Source organism: Actinophytocola sp. (genome assembly GCF_035942955.1).
Taxonomy (GTDB): domain Bacteria; phylum Actinomycetota; class Actinomycetes; order Mycobacteriales; family Pseudonocardiaceae; genus DASYTH01.
Genome location: NZ_DASZCQ010000194.1, coordinates 14,305 through 33,112 on the forward strand (window position 1 = coordinate 14,305; position 18,808 = coordinate 33,112).

19 protein-coding genes are annotated in these 18,808 nt (G+C 69.9%); 10 read left to right on the forward strand and 9 right to left on the reverse strand.

The window, feature by feature from the left end; translation table 11 throughout:
* Positions 1–111 precede the first annotated feature (111 nt).
* The 4 genes from VGX25_RS19290 to VGX25_RS19305 all read left to right on the forward strand — a co-directional run bounded on the left by VGX25_RS19290 (position 112) and on the right by VGX25_RS19305 (position 4,203).
* Positions 112–1,653, forward strand: a complete 1,542-nt coding sequence (locus VGX25_RS19290) for an acyl-CoA carboxylase subunit beta (protein ID WP_326919238.1) — start codon at positions 112–114, stop codon at positions 1,651–1,653.
* 13 nt (positions 1,654–1,666) lie between these two features.
* Positions 1,667–2,374, forward strand: coding sequence for a maleylpyruvate isomerase family mycothiol-dependent enzyme (locus VGX25_RS19295; RefSeq protein ID WP_326919220.1), 708 nt, complete (start codon positions 1,667–1,669; stop codon positions 2,372–2,374).
* Positions 2,375–2,615: 241 nt separating this feature from the next.
* Positions 2,616–3,605, forward strand: a complete 990-nt coding sequence (locus tag VGX25_RS19300; RefSeq protein WP_326919221.1) for an IS481 family transposase — start codon at positions 2,616–2,618, stop codon at positions 3,603–3,605.
* Between the two features lie 67 nt (positions 3,606–3,672).
* Positions 3,673–4,203 carry a hypothetical protein gene (locus VGX25_RS19305; RefSeq protein WP_326919222.1) on the forward strand — a complete coding sequence of 177 codons (531 nt, stop codon included), beginning with the start codon at positions 3,673–3,675 and terminating at the stop codon, positions 4,201–4,203.
* A 44-nt stretch (positions 4,204–4,247) separates the two neighbouring features.
* Here VGX25_RS19305 and VGX25_RS19310 read toward each other — a convergent pair whose 3' ends face one another.
* Positions 4,248–4,931, reverse strand: coding sequence for a TetR/AcrR family transcriptional regulator (locus VGX25_RS19310; RefSeq protein WP_326919223.1), 684 nt, complete (start codon positions 4,929–4,931; stop codon positions 4,248–4,250).
* 82 nt (positions 4,932–5,013) lie between these two features.
* On the opposite strand from VGX25_RS19310, the gene VGX25_RS19315 reads away from it, so the two are divergent.
* The 6 genes from VGX25_RS19315 (at position 5,014) to VGX25_RS19340 (ending at position 8,841) form a co-directional block, all read left to right on the forward strand.
* Complete coding sequence (locus tag VGX25_RS19315) at positions 5,014–5,343, forward strand: DUF6235 family protein (protein WP_326919224.1); 330 nt, start codon at positions 5,014–5,016, stop codon at positions 5,341–5,343.
* A 176-nt stretch (positions 5,344–5,519) separates the two neighbouring features.
* The gene (locus VGX25_RS19320) at positions 5,520–6,344 is read left to right on the forward strand and encodes a TIGR03084 family metal-binding protein (RefSeq protein WP_414635875.1); all 825 of its coding nucleotides are present in this window, start codon (positions 5,520–5,522) and stop codon (positions 6,342–6,344) included.
* Positions 6,344–6,766 carry a chorismate mutase gene (gene aroH, locus VGX25_RS19325; protein ID WP_326919225.1) on the forward strand — a complete coding sequence of 141 codons (423 nt, stop codon included), beginning with the start codon at positions 6,344–6,346 and terminating at the stop codon, positions 6,764–6,766. The genes VGX25_RS19320 and aroH overlap by 1 nt, the downstream gene beginning before the upstream one ends.
* On the forward strand, positions 6,751–7,791 hold the full coding sequence (gene aroF / locus VGX25_RS19330) for a 3-deoxy-7-phosphoheptulonate synthase (protein ID WP_326919226.1): 1,041 nt from the start codon (positions 6,751–6,753) through the stop codon (positions 7,789–7,791). Before aroH ends, aroF begins: the two co-directional genes overlap by 16 nt.
* Positions 7,792–7,808: 17 nt before the next feature.
* Positions 7,809–8,399, forward strand: a complete 591-nt coding sequence (locus VGX25_RS19335) for a DsbA family protein (RefSeq protein WP_326919227.1) — start codon at positions 7,809–7,811, stop codon at positions 8,397–8,399.
* A 10-nt stretch (positions 8,400–8,409) separates the two neighbouring features.
* A complete protein-coding gene (locus VGX25_RS19340) occupies positions 8,410–8,841 on the forward strand; it encodes an acyl-CoA thioesterase (protein ID WP_326919228.1) in 432 nt (143 codons plus the stop codon).
* Position 8,842: 1 nt separating this feature from the next.
* Here VGX25_RS19340 and VGX25_RS19345 read toward each other — a convergent pair whose 3' ends face one another.
* From VGX25_RS19345 to VGX25_RS19380, 8 genes are all read right to left on the reverse strand, one after another.
* Positions 8,843–10,048, reverse strand: a complete 1,206-nt coding sequence (locus VGX25_RS19345) for an MFS transporter (protein ID WP_326919229.1) — start codon at positions 10,046–10,048, stop codon at positions 8,843–8,845.
* Positions 10,049–10,288: 240 nt separating this feature from the next.
* The gene (locus VGX25_RS19350) at positions 10,289–11,593 is read right to left on the reverse strand and encodes an ATP-grasp domain-containing protein (RefSeq protein WP_326919230.1); all 1,305 of its coding nucleotides are present in this window, start codon (positions 11,591–11,593) and stop codon (positions 10,289–10,291) included.
* Entirely contained in the window at positions 11,590–13,518 is a 1,929-nt protein-coding gene (locus tag VGX25_RS19355) for an FAD/NAD(P)-binding protein (protein ID WP_326919231.1), read from the reverse strand. The genes VGX25_RS19350 and VGX25_RS19355 overlap by 4 nt, the downstream gene beginning before the upstream one ends.
* Before the next feature lie 15 nt (positions 13,519–13,533).
* Positions 13,534–14,514 (reverse strand): TauD/TfdA family dioxygenase, encoded by a 981-nt coding sequence (locus tag VGX25_RS19360; RefSeq protein ID WP_326919232.1) that lies wholly within the window; start codon positions 14,512–14,514, stop codon positions 13,534–13,536.
* Positions 14,514–16,118, reverse strand: a complete 1,605-nt coding sequence (locus tag VGX25_RS19365) for a class I tRNA ligase family protein (RefSeq protein WP_326919233.1) — start codon at positions 16,116–16,118, stop codon at positions 14,514–14,516. Before VGX25_RS19365 ends, VGX25_RS19360 begins: the two co-directional genes overlap by 1 nt.
* A 3-nt stretch (positions 16,119–16,121) precedes the next feature.
* The gene (locus VGX25_RS19370) at positions 16,122–16,484 is read right to left on the reverse strand and encodes a cupin domain-containing protein (RefSeq protein WP_326919234.1); all 363 of its coding nucleotides are present in this window, start codon (positions 16,482–16,484) and stop codon (positions 16,122–16,124) included.
* Positions 16,485–16,505: 21 nt separating this feature from the next.
* Positions 16,506–17,819 carry a lysine N(6)-hydroxylase/L-ornithine N(5)-oxygenase family protein gene (locus VGX25_RS19375; protein WP_326919235.1) on the reverse strand — a complete coding sequence of 438 codons (1,314 nt, stop codon included), beginning with the start codon at positions 17,817–17,819 and terminating at the stop codon, positions 16,506–16,508.
* 89 nt (positions 17,820–17,908) lie between these two features.
* Complete coding sequence (locus tag VGX25_RS19380) at positions 17,909–18,499, reverse strand: dihydrofolate reductase family protein (protein WP_326919236.1); 591 nt, start codon at positions 18,497–18,499, stop codon at positions 17,909–17,911.
* Positions 18,500–18,808 lie beyond the last annotated feature (309 nt).

Sequence of the window (18,808 nt, forward strand, 5' to 3'; positions counted from 1 at the left end):
GTTCCCCAGCCGCGCCAACCTCTGCCCGAGCATGGGCGTCGGCGGGTGCTCGGCTCCATTGGGCGTCCGAAGTGGAACGACGAGGCGGAGGGCCCGGCCCGCAAGCGGTCCATGCGTGCCCTGCGCGCCCAGCTGCACGCGCTGACCGAGGACATCGTCGGCGGCCGGCGCGAGGCCGTAGCGCGGCAGCACAAGCTGGGCAAGAACACCGCCCGGGAGCGGCTGGACCTGCTGCTGGACAAGGACTCCTTCGTCGAGATCGACATGTACCGCCGGCACCAGGCGCGCGGCATGAAGATCAGCGAGCTGCGGCCGCACACCGACGGGGTGATCGCCGGCTCCGGCACGATCGACGGTCGCCGGGTGTTCGTCTACGCCCAGGACTTCACGGTCTTCGGCGGCTCGCTCGGCGCCGCGCACGCCGCGAAGATCCACAAGGTGATGGACCTCGCGCTCACCGCCGGGGCGCCGCTGATCGGGCTCAACGACAGCGGCGGGGCGCGCATCCAGGAAGGGGTGATGGCGCTCGACGGGTACGGCGGCATCTTCCGGCGCCACGTCGAGGCCTCCGGCATCATCCCGCAGATCAGCGTCATCCTCGGCCCGTGCGCCGGTGGCGCGGCCTACTCCCCGGCACTGGCCGACTTCACGTTCATGGTGCGCGACACCGCGCAGATGTACCTCACCGGCCCGGACGTCGTCGAGGCGGTGACCGGGGAACGGGTCAGCCACGACGATCTCGGCGGCGCCGACGTGCACGGCTCGCGGTCCGGGGTGGCCACCTTCGTGCACGACGACGAGGAGAGCTGCCTGGCCGACGTCCGGTACCTGGTGTCCCTGCTGCCGCCCAACAACCTCGAGCCGGCGCTGAGCGGACCCATCCGCAACGCGATGGACGACGAACGCCCGCGGCTGGCCGACATCGTCCCGGTCGAGTCCAACCAGCCGTACGACATGCGCTCGGTGGTCTCCGAGCTGGTCGACGACGGGGAGTTCATCGAGATCCACGAGCACTGGGCGCAGAACATCGTCTGCATGCTCGGCCGGATCAACGGCGACGTGGTCGGCGTCGTGGGCAACCAGCCGATGGTGCTGGCCGGCGTGCTGGACAGCGACGCCGCGCAGAAGGCCGCCCGGTTCGTGCGCTTCTGCGACGCCTTCAACATTCCGCTGGTGACCCTGGTCGACGTGCCCGGGTTCCTGCCGGGCACCGAGCAGGAGTACCACGGCATCATCCGGCACGGCGCGAAGCTGCTGTACGCCTACTGCGAGGCGACCGTGCCGCGGATCCAGGTGATCGTGCGCAAGGCCTACGGCGGCGCGTACATCGTGATGGACTCCCGGTCGGTCGGCTGCGACCTGTCGCTTGCCTGGCCCACCAACGAGATCGCGGTCATGGGCGCGGAGGGTGCGGTGAACGTGCTGTTCCGCAAGGAGCTTGCCGCCGCCGAGGACCCGGACCGGCGCCGCGCCGAGCTGATCGAGGAGTACACCGAGCAGCTCATGCACCCCCACTACGCCGCCGAGCGCGGTCTCGTCGACGACGTGATCGACCCCGTTCAGACCCGGGCGGCCGTCGCCCGCGGCCTGGCAATGCTGCGCACCAAACGCCGGCTCGCGCCACAACGCAAGCACGGCAACGTTCCGCTTTAGGCCAGGAGCCACAATGGACACGAATCTGGAGACGGCGCGATCAGCGTCACAGGTCCCCAACGACGTCGCCTACCGCCACGTGCGCCACAACGTGACCATGCTGCTCGGCGAGGTGCCGTCCCCCGAGGACCTGTCCGTGCCCGCCTGCCCCGAGTGGACGATCCAGGACGTCGTGGCCCACCTCACCGGCATCTCCGCCTTCGCGATCGGGCGCACCTCCGGTTGGGTCCGCCCCGAGCAGTCCTCCCTCGGCATCGACATCGCCGGCCTGCTGTCCGAATGGGACCGCATGGGCGCCCAGGCCGAACGCCTCATCGCCCAGAGCGGCGGCCAGCGCGGCAGCATCATGGTGATGGACGCCTTCACGCACGAGCTCGACATCCGCTACGCGATCAACGCGCCCCTTCCTGCGGAGCACCCCGCCTACCAGCGTGCCTTCCAGGTGCTGCTGAACGGTTTCTCCGCGTCGGTGATCGCCCACAACCTCCCCGCGCTCACCATCTGCATCGACGGCCGCGAATGGCAGGCCGGCGTCGGCGAGCCCATCGCCACCCTCACCGCCGACCGCTACGATCTCTACCGCTCCCTCGCCGGCCGCCGCACCCACGACCAGATCGCCCGCCTGGACTGGAGCCGCGACTCCCACCGCTGGCTTCCCGCCTTCACCTGGGGCCCCTTTACACCGCCCAAGCACCCCACGGAGAAACCCACGGCCGGCTGAGAAAACACGCACCGATTTAACGCCCGGATTTGCCGCCTGACATCGAAAGGTTCCGATCCGGCCCATCCGGCGGACCGTGTCGAAACGGCAACATTCCGGGACACAGGCCGTTCGGCCCTAGTTGTACTGACCACGGAGGTTGGATACGGGCGACACGTGATCGGATGATCTTGGAATAGGCAGGACCTCCGGGTTCGGTGTGGATCACCACATCACGCACCAATCCAACCCGGAGGTCCTGGTGTCCCACCGTAATGCCCCGCTGACCCAGACCGGCAGATTGCGCCTGGCCCGTTGTGTCGTCGAGCAGTGGTGGCCGCTGCGGCGGGCGGCCGAGCGGTTTCAGGTCTCGCCGGGCACGGCCAAGCGATGGGCCGATCGCTACCGTGAGCACGGTGCGGCGGGGATGGTCGACCGGTCCAGCCGCCCGCACACCAGCCCGTACCGCACGCCGACTCGGGTCGAGCGGCGGATCATCAAGGTCCGGGTCATCCGCCGGTGGGGACCCGCTCGGATCGCCTACCACCTAGGGCTCAATCCCTCCACCGTGCACCGGGTGCTCACCCGCTACGGGCTGGCCCGGCTGGCGCACCTGGACCGGGGCAGTGGGCGGCCGGTGCGCCGCTACGAACGCGCCATGCCGGGCGAGCTGGTGCATGTGGACATCAAGAAGCTGGGCAACATCCCCGACGGCGGCGGCCATCGGGTCACCGACCGCACCACCGCCAACAAGCATCGCAAGGCCACCACCCCGGCCCGCTACGCCCACGGCAAACCCAAGATCGGCTACAGCTACCTGCACAACGCCATCGACGACCACTCCCGGCTGGCCTACAGCGAGATCCTGCCCGATGAGACCAAACAAACCGCGGTCGCGTTCTGGCAGCGGGCCCAGGCGTTCTTCACTCAGGCGGGGATCACCGTCCAGCGCGTTCTGACCGACAACGGCAGCTGCTACAAGTCCTTTCTGTGGCGCGACACCCTCACCGCTGCCGGCATCCAGCACAAGCGCACCCGGCCCTACCGCCCCCAAACCAACGGCAAGGTCGAACGCTTCAACCGCACCCTGCTCGACGAATGGGCCTACGCCACCGCCTACACCTGCGAAACCGAACGCCGCAACGCATTCCCGCAGTGGCTGCACACCTACAATCACCACCGCGGCCACACCGCACTCGGCGGCCTACCACCCGCCAGCCGCGTACCCAACCTCACGGGGCAGTACACCTAGTCTCCGGCCGAACCACGGCTCACCCTCGTTTCGATCAGATACTTCGTGGGCGAACGAGGAGGCTGGAATGGCCACTGTGGAGCTTAGCCGGCCGGTCGTACTCGACTTTCTCGAGCGCGCCGGATGGTCGGCCGGCCAGGTGTTCTTCGCCACGCTGTTGGCCGGGGGCGCGGTCAGCGTGACAAACCTGCCCTGGAAGTACGCATCCGTACTCGCCCTGAGTGCCGGCGTGGCGTCGTTGGTGTTGACGTTGGGCCAATACCTGGCGGATCTGCACCCATCGCCGAACCTTCCCGCTCCGGCCGTCTTCTGGATCGATCTGGGGTTGCGGTTGGTCAAGACCTTTCTCGCAACCCTCGCCGGTGCCTTCGTGGCCGCGGAACCCTTTGACGTCACGACGTTCGACTGGCCCGCGGCGCTCAACCTCGCGGCGTTGGCCGTGCTGGCGGCACTGGCGAAGGGGTTGCTGGCCCGAGGAAGCGACTCCGGCATGCCGGCACAGGCGGCTCCGAGAATGACTCCTTCGACCCTGCCGACGAGAACCTATCTCGAAGCGGTGGCGCCGGGCGCCCTGCAGCCGGCCGCAGGGAGTCGGTGAGGGTTGCCCTTGGCGTCTCCGAGCAGGCGCGCGGCGCGGCGTGATCAGCTCCGGGTGGGCCGGCCGTTCGGCGGTGGATCCGTGATTTCTCTTGGGAAGCGCTTGGCCGAGGCGACGACCGAGCGGGTGGCGGTCTTCAGGGTGTCGCCGGCGCCGATCATGAGGGCGACGAGTTGGGTTTCGAAGCAGGCGTCGGCGTTCCACGGGTCGATCAGGTAGTCGCCCAGCTCCAGGGTGACGAGGCCGTGCACGGCGAACCACATGTGGTGGGCGACGAGTCCCGGGTCGGCCGGGCGGAAGCGGCCGAGGGTGATGCAGCGGGTCACGCATTCGACCACGTTGGTGAGGGTGTAGCGGCCGTGCTGGCGGTCCTCCTCGGTCAGCTCGAAGCCGGACAGCTTCTCGCCGCCGAACATGGCCGCGTACAGGTGTGAGTTGGTCAGCGCGTTGTGGCGGTAGGCGCGGCCGAGGACGCCGAGGTCGGCGACCGGGTCGTCGGTCTGCTTGACCCGCGTCATGAAGTCCTGCAGGCGCGCGAAACCCTCGTAGACGATCTCCCGGACCAGGCCGCTCATGCCGCCGAAGTGGGTGTAGACGGCCATCGTCGAGGTACCGGCTTCGGCGGCGATTCGCCTGGTGGACAGCGCTTCCGGGCCCTCGTCGGCGAGCAGGCGGGCGGCGATGTCGATCAGGGCGAGGCGGGCGTTCGGATCTGCTTTTCTCGGCACCTTGACAGTGTTACATAACAGCGCTACATTTTAGGTAGTACAACAGCGTTATGTTTCACGAAGGTCGAGGAGGCTGACCGACATGAACCCCCACATCGAGCCCGCCGGCAGCATCCACCGTCCCCGCTTCCGCATGGACACCGGGCTGGAGGTCCTCGAGCGCTGGGCGGACACGGCCACCCCGAGCGAGAAGAACGCGGTGTACAAGGCGCTGTTCGCGGTCGCAGACGGCTCGGTCTTCAAGAACTACCGCATCGTCGACGACTGGCAGAAGCTCAGCGAGTTCTTCGTGCTGGTCAAGGACAATCTCGTGGTCAAGGTCTGCGTCCACTGCTTCGACTCCTACGGCATCGTCTACATCGGCCCCCGCCAGGGCGCGCCCGGCCTCGGTAGCACGGGTTTTGCCGCCTGAGCCCGGCGGCGCGGCCACGTTCCGCGCAGAACGCACGCATTGAGAAGACAGCGCGGATTCCTTGAGGCATTCTGGATTCGTCCGATGACGAGCGATGTGGTCGGTGCTGAGGATCCGTTTATTCTCCCGGATTCCGGCGCTGTCAGCACGTTCGAACGTGCTGATCCGACCCGTTCGTGAGCGAGATCGTGCGAGAGGACAGGCACGTGTCCGAGCTGCCCGACGTGATCCCCGATCTGGCCGCCGAAACCGACGCGGTGGACCGGTTGGTGGCCGACCTCGACGCGGCCACGCTGGCATCGCCCACACCCGCGGAGGGTTGGACGATCCGGGACCAGATTGGCCATCTGGCCTTCATCTTCAAGCTGGCCGGGCTGGCGGCTGCGGACGGTGAGACGTTCAAGGCCGTGACGGCCAAGGCCGGCAACGACTTCGACGCGGCGATCAACGCGGCGCTGGCCGACTACCGGTCCGACCCGCCCGAGCTGCTGATCTCCCGCTGGCGGGCGGAGAGCTCCACGGCGATCAAGGCGCTGGCCGCGCTTCCGCCCATGCAGCCGGTGCCCTGGCTGGTCCGGCCGCTGCCGGCGTTCATCCTCGCCAGCGCCGGCATGATGGAGCTGATCGGGCACGGCCAGGACATCGCCGACGCCCTCGGTGTCCGTCGCGAGTGGACGGACCGGATCAAGCATGTGGTCGCCTTCGCCGTTCGGGTCTGGGACTTCGGCTACCTGGCCCGCGGCCTGACCCCGCCGGACGCCGAGTTCCGGTTCGAGCTGACGTCTCCGTCAGGGCAGCTGTGGGAGTTCGGGCCGGCCGACGCCGAGCAGCGGATCGTCGGCAAGGCCGTCGACTTCTGCCTGCTGGTCACCCGGCGCCGGCACCGCGACGACCTCGAGCTCGTCGCGACGGGCGCCGAGGCCGACCACTGGCTCGACATCGCCCAGGCCTACCGCGGATCGCCGGGATCCGGACGGCAGCCTGGCCAGTTCACCGCCTGATGGTCGCGGTTCGCGCGGTCCGCGGGGCGATCCAGGTCGACCGCGACCACCCGGATGTGATCCTCGCCGAGACGAAGGCGTTGCTGCAGGAGCTCGTTCGACGCAACGCCATCGAGCCCGAGGACATCATCAGCGTGTTCTTCACGATGACACCGGATCTGGCAAGCGACTTCCCGGCCGCAGCCGCCCGCGAGCTCGGCCTCGTCGACGTCCCGCTGATGTGTGCCACCGAGATCGACGTGCCGAACGCGATGAAGCGGGTGATCAGGGTGCTCGCCCACGTGCACAGCGATCGGCCGCGGTCGGCGATCGAGCATGTCTACCTTCGCGGAGCCGCCCGGCTGCGGCCCGACCTCGCGCCGCGTACGTCGGGCCGGCAGGACCGAACGAGAGAGGAGTCGCGCGCATGGTCGTCGTCATGAAGCCGGATGCCACCCGCGCGGATGTCGAGGCGATCGTCGAGAAGGTGGAGGCGGCCGGCGGCCAGGCGTTCGTCAGCCGGGGCGTCCACCGAGTGATCATCGGACTGGTCGGCGACATCGAGGAGTACGCCGCGCTGAACCTGCAGGCCATGGCCGGGGTCAGCCGGGTGACGCAGATTTCCTCGGGCTTCAAGCTGGTCAGCCGCGAGCAGCACCAGGAGCGGTCGGTCGTGCAGGTCGGCTCCGTGTCGATCGGGCCGGACACCGTGACGCTGATCGCCGGGCCGTGTGCGGTGGAGACGCCGGAGCAGACGATGGAGTCGGCGCGGATGGCCCAGCGGGCCGGCGCGAAGTTGTTGCGCGGCGGCGCGTTCAAGCCGCGCACCTCGCCGTACGCCTTCCAGGGGCTCGGCCGGCGCGGCCTGGAGATCCTGGCCGACGTGCGGGCCGAGACCGGGCTGCCGATCGTCACCGAGGTCGTCGGGGCGCAGGACGTCACCATGGTGGCCGAGTACGCCGACGTGCTCCAGGTCGGCACCCGGAACATGCAGAACTTCCCGCTCCTGCAGGCGGTCGGCACGGCCGGCAAGCCGGTGCTGCTCAAGCGCGGCATGAACGCCACGATCGAGGAGTGGCTGATGGCGGCCGAGTACATCGCCAAGTGCGGAAACCTCGACATCATCCTGTGCGAGCGGGGCATCCGCACCTTCGAGACCGCGACCCGAAACACGCTCGACATCTCGGCCGTTCCCGTCGTGCAGCGGCTGTCCCACCTGCCGGTCATCGTGGATCCGTCCCACTCCGGCGGCCGGCGCGACCTCGTCCTGCCGCTGACCCGGGCGGCCATCGTGGCCGGCGCGGACGGGGTGATCGTCGACGTGCACCCGCGCCCGGAGGAGGCCCTGTGCGACGGCCCGCAGGCGCTGGTCGCCGAGGATCTCCACCAACTGGGCCGCGCGATCGAGGACCTCACCGCCTACATGGGACGCACGACGGTGGATCGTTGGCATCGTCGCGCTGGCTGATATCGAAGGGAGGCACCGTGAGCATCACCGTATGGTTCGACCCCAGCTGCCCGTTCACCTGGCGGACCTCGCGCTGGGTCAAGGATGTCGCCGCTCGTCAGGACGAGAAGGTGAGCTGGCGGTTCCTGAGCCTGGCCATCCTCAACGAGGGCAAGGACATTCCGGACAACTACCGGCAGGCGCACCAGCGTGCCCGGGCGGCGCTTCGGGTGCTCGCCGCGACCGACGAGCGGCTCGGGCAGGACGCGGTCGACCGGCTGTACACGGCCATCGGCCAGCGGGTGCACGTCCAGGATCTGGTGCTGGACAAGGATGTGCTTGTCGCCGCGCTGGCCGAGGCGGAGCTGCCGGCCGAGCTGATCGAGGCCGCCGACGACGCCGAGCTGGACCGGATCGTGCGCGCCAGTCACGAAGCCGGCCAGGCCAGGGTGGGCACCGAGAGCGGCAGCCCGGTGGTGGCGATCGACGACGGGCCCGGCTTCTTCGGTCCGGTGATCTCCTCGGTCCCGGCTCCCGATGACGCCGACCGGCTGTTCGAGGCCATGCGGCTGCTGTCGTCGGTGCGGGAGTTCAGCGAGGTGAAGCGCGCTCGCGATCCGTTGTCGTAGGAACACCGAGATGCCCGGGTACTACGAGTACCGGCACACCGTCGGTCTCGAGGAGACCAACCTCGTCGGCACCGTCTACTACGTGAGCTACCTCCGCTGGCAGGGCCGCTGCTGGGAGATGATGCTCAAGGACAAGGGGCTGACCGGGCTGCTCGCCGAGGATCTCGAGCTGGTCACCCTGCGGGCCGAGTGCGAGTTCTTCGCCGACATCACCGCATTCGACGACCTGTCCATCCGGATGCGGCTGGAGGAGCTCAGCCGGACCGAGATCGAGCTCAACTTCGACTACGTCCGGATCCACGATGGAGCCGAGCAGCTGGTCGCAAGGGGCCGGCGGCGGATCGACTGCACGCACGGGCCGGACGCGGCGCCGTCCCAGGTGCCGGTGGCACTTCGGGCGGCGCTGCTTCCGTACGCCGAGACTCCGATACCCAGCAAGTGAGTCAGGCCGCGACCAGCTCCGCCGTGCGGTGCCGGATCGCCGGCCCGATCGCGAGCTGGACGATCGACGCGACGACCGCCAGCACGGCAAGGGCCGACCACAGCACCGCCGAGCCGAGGCCGAGCAGCCAGGTGCCGATCCCCGGGGAGATCAGGTTGCTCAGCGAGAAGGCGAACCCGTAGACGCCCATGTACCGGCCGCGCAGGTGCGCCGGGGCCAGGTTGGTCGCGATGGCTGCGCTGACCCCGGTCACCACGATCTCGCCGATCGACCACACCACGACGGTCACCACGTAGCCGGATGTGTCCGAGACGAACATGGTCATCCCGAAGCCGACCCCGACCAGCGTCATGCCCACCGCGGCGACCCAGCTGTGGTCGAACTTGCCGAGCCAGTTCACCACGACGGGTTGGACGAGCACCACGACGACCCCGTTGGTGGCCAGCGCGACGCCGTAGGCCAGCGGCGAGAGCCCGTCGGCCTGCATGGCCAGCGGCAAGGTGATCATCGACTGGTGGTAGACCACCGCGTACGCCAACGTGATCAGCGTGAAGATGACCATCACCCGGTCGGTCAGCACCGCGCGGAAGGATCCGGTCTTGCCGGTGTCCCTCGGCGCCTCGTGCGACGCGGGAACCGCGAACCACACCAGCAACCCGAACGCCACGCAGCTGATCGCGTCGATCCAGAACAGCCACAGGATGGCGCCGTGGGCCAGCAGCCCACCGGTGAGCACGCCGCCGGTGAAGCCGAGGTTGACCGCCCAGAACAGCAACGCGAACGCCCGTGTGCGGTCCCGCACCGGGATGATGTCCCCGATCAGCGCGCTCGACGCCGGGCGGTAGATCTCCATGGCCACGCCGAGCAGGAACATGCACCCGACGATCACCGGCAGGCTTTCGCTGTACGCCAGGGTCAGCATGATCGCCGCGGTGGCCAGCATGCCGCCGGTGAGCGTGAGGCGGCGGCCGTACCGGTCCGCAAGCGCCCCGGACAGCAGCTGGGAGAAGAACGCACCCGCCCCGAAGACCGTCAGCACGGCGCCGACCTCGGTCAGCGAAAGACCGCGGGACCCGGTCAGGTAGAACGCGAAGAACGGCTGGACCATCGTGCCCAACCGGTTGATCAGCGTGCCGCTCCACAGCACCCAGTAGGATCGGGGCAGCCCGCCGAACCGGTCGTGGATGGCGGCTCTGAGCTGGCTCACGGCGCGCTCCTTGTCTCCGTTGCGCCTTGGCGCGTGTTTCGAAAGTGCGCTGGGGTCGGCAAATCCCCCGCGAGGGCGGCCGCCACACGACGGCAAGGGCAGGGCGAGGAACGAGCCCTGCCCGCAGGCGTCGTCAGCCGACCACCCACGACACCCGACCACCCACCCCGGCCCGCAACCACCCAGGCAACCCGACCCGAGGCCGCTCGCCGAAGGCGACCGGCGGCCTTGCCCGAGCTATCAAACACTGTCGACCGTGATCGTGACGGTGTCCGCGTACTCCTTGGCCAACGGCTCAACCGGCTCGTCGAGCGGCGCGTCGAAGATCACCGATACGGACCGGGCCTCCGAGTCGGTCTGCGGGCCGAGGACATCACCCACCACCATGGTCACGAGCACCGCGTGGTCGCGCGGCGGCGACTGCGGGTCCTGTGGGGTGAACGTCGGCCAGATATCGTCGCGGGTCACCCAGGAGACCGGCGCGCCGGTGCTGGTGACGTCCCTGAGCCGGCCGAACGGGTGCTCGAGGTAGACCTGGCAGGCCCGCCTGCGCGGCGCCGGGTAGGACGTGGGCACGCCGAGCGCGAGGTCGATCATGACCGGCTCGAGCGGCGAACCCGTTGCCAGCTCCCAGAGGAACGTGATCCCGTCGCCGGGCAGCCGCGTCGCGATCTCCATCATGACCGGGCCGTCCTCCGACAGCCGGAACTCGGCGTGCGAGATCCCGTCCCGGAAGCCCAGCCGGCGCAGCACGGTCCCGTTCGCCTCGAGCAGCGCCCGACGGTCCTCTTCGGACAGCTCGGCCGGCGAGGTGTGGCCCATCTCGGTGAAGAAGATCCCGGTCGACTCGTTGGTGCGCTTGCCGGTCACCTCCGCCCAGAACACCTCGCCGTTCTGGGTGAGCGCCTCCACCGAGAACTCCGGTCCGACCACCCGGCTCTCCACCAGCACGGTCTCGTCCTCCGGGTAGGTGGCGAGCACGTCGGCCAGATCCTCGCGGCGGTGCACCTGGCGCACGCCGAGGCTGGAGAACCGGCCCACCGGCTTGACCACGACCGGGAACGTCACGTCCGAGCCGATCGGGTTGCCGCGCTCGGCCGGCGTGACGACCTGGAAGCTGGGCGACAGGTCCGGCACGGTGGTGCGCTGCAGCAGCTTGTTGCGGCTGATCCGGCTCGCCGCGGCGCCGGCCCCCGGCACGTTGAGGCAGTCGCCGACGATGCCGACCGGCTCGACGAAGAAGTCGCCGATGCACAGCACGGCGTGCACGTCGTAGCGGCGCAGCAGCGGCTGGATCCCCGGAACGACATACTCCACCTTGGCGTCCGCGACCTCGACGACCTCGGCCAGCTTCGACAGCGGGTGGTCCGGGTCGGCGCGCAGCTCGGCGAGCCGGGCGGCGCTGGTGTGCGGGGTGACCACGAGCAGCGGCGCGTACCCGCGGCGGTGGGCCTCGGTGATGAGCCGCAGCTGCCGCGCGACGATCACCAGATCGCCCATGAAGAGAATGGCTCGCGGGCGGTCGGTGGCTGAGCTGGCGTTCATGACATTAGTCCTTTGTGCAGAGTGTCCTTCTCGACTGACAACTCGAAACCGTTGCGTGGCCGGTCACCGGCGAGGACCCGCAGCGCGCTGCGGGCCAGGATGTCGTTCTGCCGGAACGACACCGCGTTGGACCTCGGGGTGGCGAACGTGGCGAAGTGCCGCACGTTGGTGAACGGCCCGATCGCGAACCGCCGCGGATGCGGGCGGCCGTCCCGGTCGAGCACCCGGAAGTCCGTTGTGGACACCAGCAGCAGGCCGGAGCTGTGCTGGAAGCCGTCCTCGTCGGTCAGCACGTCGTCGGTGGCCTCGCCGCGCTCGTAGAGCCCGCGCAGCAGCGGGTCGGTCGTGCGGCTCAGGTCGGCCCGCGGCAGCCGCGCCTCGACCAGCGCGGTCGCCTCGATGGTGGCCGGGGTGCTGGCGCTGCCGGCGCGGAACACGCCGCGCTCCTCGTCGGCGACGACCCACATGTCCGCGCCGAGGAAGCGCAGGATCCCCGCCTGCGACAGGGCGACCAGCTGGCGGCTGCGCTGGGCGGGCGGTCCGCTGCAGTAGTACTCGAAGAATCCCTGCCACCAGCCGTGCACGTCCTCGACCATCGAGCGGGCGGACAGCTTCTCGGTGGCCCGCAGCTGCCGCAGCTGCCGGTTGACCGAGAGCATGGCGTGGTGCGCCCCGAGGTCGGGACTGTGGGTGAACTCGCGCCGGCGGCGCAGGTCGCCGGCGATGTGCCCGCGCAGGTGGTCCTGCAGCTCGTCGAACCCGTTGAACCGCAACCCTTTCAGCGGTCTGTCCAGCGCCGGGAGATCCAGCCGGTCGGCGGTCTCCGGCACGGCCTCCTCGATGAGCTCGCGCAACTCCGGGCTGTCCCAGTCGTGCGCGGCGTACTCGGCGGCGAACTCGCCCCAGCGCGCCATGACCCGGTTGGGATGGGCGGTGAACAGCTCGTGGTAGAAGCCCCAGCCGATCTCCTTGGCCATCAACGGCCACAGGTCGGTCCGGAAGTCGAGCCGGGTTCGGCCGGCGAACCGCTCGTCGAGCGTCGCCGCGTCGAAGAACCGCGGCAGCGGCGCCGGCGCCCCGCACAACCGGTAGGAGATCTTGGGCAGGTACGGGACCCCGCGCCGCGACCCGACGTACAGCACCGGCTCCCGGCCGCACGGCAGGTAACGCAGCCGGCCCTGCTCGACCCGGTACTCGCCCCCGCGGCCCTCGGTCAGCAACGCCATCACGTCGACGAACGCCGCGCCGAACCCGCGCAGGACGACCGTCTCACCCGGACGGAACCCGGACAGGTCGGCGTCGGCGGTGTAGGCGTTGGGCAGGTAGCGCAGCCCGCGCCGGGCGGCGAAGCCGGCCATCCGCCGGTCCTCCTCGCTCAGCTCGGCCTCCTGGTGGCCGAGCGCGAGGATCACCACGTCGGCCACCAGCGGCTCGGCCTGGTCGGCCAGCCACACCCGCTGCCGGGAGTGCGGCTCGCCGGCCAGCCGCGTCGCCGTGGTCGCGTGCACGATCACCGTGACGTTGCTGGGACATTCGGCCACCAGGTGGTCGAAGACCCAAGACAGGTAACGACTCTGCACCTGCCGGCTGGCGAAGCTGACGCCGAGCACCTCCCAGTGCTTCCCGTCGGCCGCGACCCACTCGCTGAGTGAGGGCCCCGGCCGGATCGGACCGTCGCACTGCACGGTCTCGTCGGGGAACATGGTGACGTTGCCGGCCATCGCGTTCATCCACATCAGCGAGGACTGCTCGGCGCGCCACACTCGGCCGCCGCCCGGCGGGTACGGATCGACCAGCTCGATGCGCAGCGGTCGGGGCGGCGGTATCTCACCCACGTTGGCCAGCAGGCGTTCCAGGATGCCGGTCCCGCGTGGACCGGCGCCCACGATCACCACGACAAGCGGATCGGTCTCCGTCTGATTCACCGCCCAGTACTCCAGTCACCGGTCGAGCACGTAGCCGTCGTGCGGCCGATGATCGCGGGAGCGCCGGAGATCCGTGGCCACGAAGGTGCGCTGCAGCCAGCGGTCCGCGCCGTCGTAGCGCGGCCGGAACGCCGTCCGCCCGTGCGCCGCCACGCGGTTGTCGACGACGGCCAGATCGCCCGCGGTCAGCAGGACGGTGCTCGCCGCGCGGTCGAACACCTCACGCAGCTCGGTGAGCGCCGCTCCGGCCCGTGCGGTCAGCGGCCTGGTCGCGGCCAGGTCCACGCGCATGTCGGGATCCTCCGGCGCCCCGAACAGCACCGCGTGCGCCGGCGTCGCGCCGCCACCGGCGCCGAACGACGGCGGCGCGTTGGTGACGAACTCCTCGCTGAACAGTGCCCGCCTGGTCTCCTCGCGCAGCAGCGGCAGCACCTCGCGGGCGCAGACCGTGCGCAACCCGGCGACCCGGTCGTGGTCGGGGCGCAGGCACAGCAGCATGACGTAATCGGGCCGGTGTTGGTGGAAGGCGTTCTCGTTGTGGAACGACAGCCGCACCGAGCCGGCGTTGCCCTGGAAGGTTTCCTTGCCGGGCACCGGAACCACGTCCTGCACGAGGGCGCCGGACTTCTCCGCCAGGAACGCCGCCGGCTCGCCGAGCTCGCACGCGGCCAGCATCAGCACGGCCGCGGGAACGGTGACCAGGCGCTGCACCGAGCCGTCCACGCTCGGGGTCGGCGGCAACGCCTCGGCGTCGACCGGCAGGCCGCGCACGAGCAGCGCGCCGGACCTGCCGGAGTCGCGCCGGAACCGCCGCAGGGTCCGGCGCAGCGCGACGGGCAGCGCGTGCACCGCGTCGCGCACCGTGTCCACCCACGCCGGATCGTCCACCTGCTCGGTCCCCCATGAGCACAGCTCGAGGGCGATCCGGCACACCTCGGCCGCATCCGCCTGCGCCAGCGTGAGATCCGGCGCCGGGCTGAGCGTGGTAATGGACATCACCGCACCACCGTTCGGTCGAGTAGGGGGAGCGCGAACGGCGTCACCGTGGACGCCGTGCTCGCGTCGAGGTCGAACCGGCGGTCGGCGCCGGCCGGCCCGCTCGCCTCGGCGAGGTCGATCAGGATCGGCGACGCGCCGGTGAGCAGCGCCCGCACCTCGAAGAACAGGTCGGCGAGGCGTTCGACGTCCATTGTGGACCGGTCGAGCCGCTCAGCGGTGCGCAGCAGCCGGTCCAGCTGGTCCACGATCAGGATCGCGGCCCGGTTCAGGCTGTACCCGCTCAGCTCGTAGCAGGCCCGGAACCGGTCGAGCATCGCCCGCGCCCGCCGTCGCGCCCCGGCCGAGACCGGCAGCGTCGCACCGTCCAAACCGGCCTCGGCCACCGCCTTGCCGAGCAGGCCGGCCAGCCGGTTCCACGGGTCGACCAGCCGCTGGCCGGTGACCTTGGTCAGCGCGTCGCGCCCGAAGTTCGTCTGCTGGTGCTCGGGGGCGCTCAGCGCGAGGTAGAACCGGATCAGGTCGCGGGGCAGCTCGGCGAGCAGGTCGGCCGAGTAGACGACGTGGCCGAGGCTGGTGGAGAACTTCTCGTTCTCCAGCTCGTAGAACTCGTTGGAGATGATCGCGTCGGGCAGCACGTACCGCCCCTCGTGCGCCATCAGCAGCGCCACGTGGGTGAACCCCCAGAAGTACACGTTGTCGAACCCGATGAAGTAGATGACCTCGGCGTCCCGCTCGGCCCGCCACAGCTCGTCATCCGCCGGGTGGTGCTCACCGAGCCGCTCGGCGGCGAACGCGGTGCAGTACATGACCGCCGGGATGCCCTCCACCCAGGCGTTGAGCACCTGGCCGGGGGTCTCCGGGAACGGTGCCGGGATGCCCCAGCCGAGCGGGTAGGTGATGGGGAAGTCGGGCAGCGGCCGGGAAAGCACCTCGCGCACGAGCTGCACGGTGTGCGGGCGCAGCCGCGCCTCGCGCGCCAGGAAGAACTCGGTGAGCCGGTCCCGGTACTCCTCCATGGGCAGCACCAGGATCTGCGCCTCCCGCACGGTCACCGGGTCATCGGTGTCCATAGTGGACTGCGGCTCGAGCAGCTCGTCGAAGTTGTTCGGGTGGCCGCAGCTCTCGCACAGGCCGCCCCGGCTGCGCACAAGGCAGATCGGGCAGTACCCGCAGACCAGGCCCTCCACCAGGAACTCGCCGGTCCGCTCGGAATACGGCAGCCGGACCGTGCGCAGCCGGAACTTTCCCTTGGCGTGCAGGGCGTTGACGAAGTCGAGCACGGCCGCGCGGTACCGGTCGTCGTACGGCGCGAAGCCGTCGAGCGAGATTCCCATGTCGGCCAGCGTGCGGCGGATCGCGTGCCAGGACCGGCCGCACAGCTCCTCCGGGGTGCGCCCGGCGCGGCGGGCGCTGGCCAGCACGTAGGTCTGGCTGTCGTCGGTGCCGGTGGAGAACACCACCGACCGGCCGCGGGCCCGCAGGTACCTGGCATGCACGTCGGCGGCGAGGAACGGGCCGGCCAGGTGTCCGACGTGGAGGTCCCCGTTGGACGTCGGCGGGGTGTCGATGACCAGTGCGCGCCGGCCGGGCTGTGACGCCACGGCTCAGCCCTCGGCCCGGTGGCGGGCGACGAACTTCTCGGACATCTCCGTGTCCCACCACACCGTGTACATCTCGAAGTCCGTGCCGCTCTCGTTGATCACCTGGTGGTCGACGAACGGCGGGAAGTGCACGATGTCCCCGGCCACGAACGTGATCCGCTCGTCTGCGGACTCCAGCACGGCCTCACCGGACATCGCGATGAAGATCTCGTACTCGTGGTGCGCGTGCTTGACCGACGACGCGCCGGGCTTGATCACGCACCAGGCGCCCTCGAACGGCGCGTTCACCGCCGACCACGGCATCAGGCGCTGGGAATGGTTGTTGTCCGGGCCCAGCCGCTCCCGGTCCAGTTTGCGGATCTCCACGATGCGTCCCTTTCTTGCGACTCAACTCGCGTGCACCGGCGCCAGGTGGGCGGCCATCGGCTCGGCCCCGTCGGTGTCCCGGTTGGCCAGGATGTCCTCGACGATGTCCGAGGCGCGCACGGCGAGCACGCTCAGCAGCGAGTCGGCGATGCCGTGCGTCGCCTCGTTGACGCCCTGCAGGTAACAGGCCCCCGTCACCGGCCCGTCCACCCGCAGCCGGTAGTTGCGGGTCACGTCGATCCGGCTCAACCCGAGGGAGTTCGCCAGGCTGCGGACCAGCGCCGGCATCTGCCGCACGAACCCGGTGCCGAGCAGGACGAGGTCGCAGCGCAGCTCGTCGACCGCGCCGGTCCTGCGGTCGGTCAGCTCGAGCACCACCTCGTCGCCGTCGTCGCAGGCGGCGGTGACGTCGGTCATCGTGACGATCCGCAGCCGGTGCTCGCCGGTCAGCCGGTCGAGATAGAGCTGGCGGTACAGCTTCTCCAGCATCTCCGGGGCCAGCCCGGAGTAGTTGGTGATGTGCATCTCGCGCAGGATCTGCTCGCGGGCCTCCGGTCGCGCGGTGAAGAAGTCGTCCACCGCGGACGGAAAGTACAGCTCGTTGGTGAACCTGCTGTTCTCGTAGGTCTTCAGCCCGATCGAGCGCATTATCATCGTCGGCCGGCAGCCGGGCAGGTCGCGCTGGACGGCGTCGAACATCTCGGCCGCGCTCTGCGCGCCGCCGATCACCGCCACCCGGTACGGAACGTCCTTGGGATACTGGGAGATCCGCGGCAGGTAGTCCGAGCTGTGCACCACCCGGTGCGCCGGCAGCGTCGCGAACTCGGTGGGGACGAAGGGATCCCGGCCGGCGCCCACCACGAGGTACCGGCTGCCGATCGTCGATCCGTCGGACAGCCGGGTCAGCCATCCGGTGACCGCCCCGTTCGCGTCCCGGCGCGGCTCCACCGTGCCGCACCGCCGCCGGTACTCCACCCGGACCTTGGCCAGTGAGTTCGCCACCCACTGGAAGTACTTGGAGATCTCCAGGCGGTACGGCCAGAAGCTGCCCATGTTGATGAACTCGCTGAGCTGCCCGACCGAGTGCAGGTAGTTGACGAAGGAGAACCGGCTGCGCGGGTTGCGCAGGGTCACCAGGTCCTTGAGGAACGAGACCTGGCTCTGTGCCTCGGGAAGCAGCATGCCGCGCTGCCACGACACGGTGTCCGCCTGCTCGATCACCAGCGAGTCCCGCGCCAGATCGTCCCCGGCCAGCTCCTCGATGGCGATGGCGAGGGCGAGATTCGCCGGCCCAGCGCCAATGGCGAGCAGCTCCACGTCCCGGTGTGTCCCCATGAGACCTGATCCTGGTCGGCCCCGCGCCGCGCCCGCATCTTCGGCATTGCTGTCGGGGCGGCCACACCAGGGCGGCTATCAGCGAAAATTCAGACCGAGTTCAGGACGCGGTACCGCACGTGGGTCGCGCTCGGAGTCGCGATCACCCGGTTGCTCTCCAGCACGACGTTTCCGGGTCCGCCGGGCCCGAACAGCGGCACGCCGCCGCCGAGCAGGACCGGCACCAGGTGCAGCTGGATCTCGTCGACCAGTCCCGCGGCGACGCACTGCCGGGCCAGGTCCCCGCCGCCCATCACGTACACGTTCCGGTCTCCGGCGACCGCCATGGCCTTGCGCACCGCGCTGGCGACGCCGTCGGTGACGAACGTGAACACCGCCCCACCCGTGGCGGTCCGGACGGGAGCGTCGTGCGTCACCACGAACACCGGGGTCGTCCCGAGTGGACCGTCACCCCACCCGTCCGGTCCCTCGGACAGGTCGTAGGTGCGCCGCCCGGCCACGACCGCTCCGGTATCCTCGAAAAGCTCGCGGAGCACCTTCTCGTCGTCGTCGGTCCGGCGGTCGGAGATCCAGTGGTGCAGCCGCTCGCCGCCGTCGCCGAGCGGCCGGCCGATGACGTCGTTCGGACCGGTGATGAACCCGTCCACCGACACGCTGATGTCAAGCACGACGTTTCCCATCGGCCCATGGTGGCCACGCCTGCCGCCCCCCACATCTTCCGAAATGCCCTGCGCGTTTCCGGAATTCCCTGCGCATTTGAAACCGCGCTGGGCTCCACCAATCTTTGGCGAGACCGCGCCGAGGTCGGCAAATCTTTGGCGAGGGCGGCCGCCCCACGACGACCAGGGCAGGGCGAGGAACGAGCCCTGCCCGCCGGCGTCGTCAGCCCACCACCCACGACACCCAACCCCCCACACCGGCCCGCAACCCCCCCAACCAACCCGACCCAAGGCCGGCGCCGAAGGCGCCCGGCGGCCTTGCCCGAGCTA